This window comes from Psychrobacter sp. APC 3279 (assembly GCF_030407795.1).
Classification (GTDB): Bacteria; Pseudomonadota; Gammaproteobacteria; order Pseudomonadales; family Moraxellaceae; genus Psychrobacter.
Genome location: NZ_JASDCR010000058.1, coordinates 1 through 676 on the forward strand (window position 1 = coordinate 1; position 676 = coordinate 676).

Genomic DNA, 676 nt, shown 5'->3' on the forward strand with positions numbered 1-676 from the left:
TATATGGTTAGAAGCATCAAAGAAGAATACGGCATTAAATGCCGTCGTCACAAGCGCTTTAAAGTCACCACTGACTCTGATCATAACAAGCTGGTTTATCCAAACGTGCTGGATCAGAAGTTTGATGCAAACCGTCCTAATGATGCATGGGTAAGCGATATTACTTATATCTGGACTGCTGAGGGCTGGCTGTACTTGGCAGGCGTTAAAGATTTATATACCAAAGAGCTTGTCGGCTATGCTATCAACAAACGCATGACTGCTGACTTGGTTTGCCGTGCACTCAATATGGCAATCAAAAACAAACGACCTAATAAAGGATTAATTGTGCATTCAGACAGAGGCAGTCAGTACTGTAGCCATGCCTACCACAAAATCATTAAGCAGCATCACTTTATAGGCTCTATGAGTGGTCGTGGCAATTGTTATGACAATGCGCCAATAGAAAGCTTCTGGGGCATATTAAAGAATGAGCTAATATATCATAAGGACTATAAAACACGATTCACAGCCATTACTGACATCATCAAATATATCGAGCTGTATTACAATCAGACTAGGATTCAAAAGGGTTTGGGCTATAAAACGCCAAGACAAGTGTGGTTTGACTTTTATCGTCAAGCTGCGTAACTAAAATCTCCCAAGTTTAGTTCTACGGGATTGACAGCAGGGGTCA

Annotated in this window: 1 protein-coding gene; it reads left to right on the forward strand. The window is 41.1% G+C overall.

Translation table 11 applies throughout. From position 1 onward, the window contains the following. Positions 1-630, forward strand: a 630-nt coding sequence (locus QL898_RS13865) for an IS3 family transposase (protein WP_290177199.1), incomplete at its 5' end; no start/stop codon positions are given. Between the last annotated feature and the right edge of the window lie 46 nt (positions 631-676).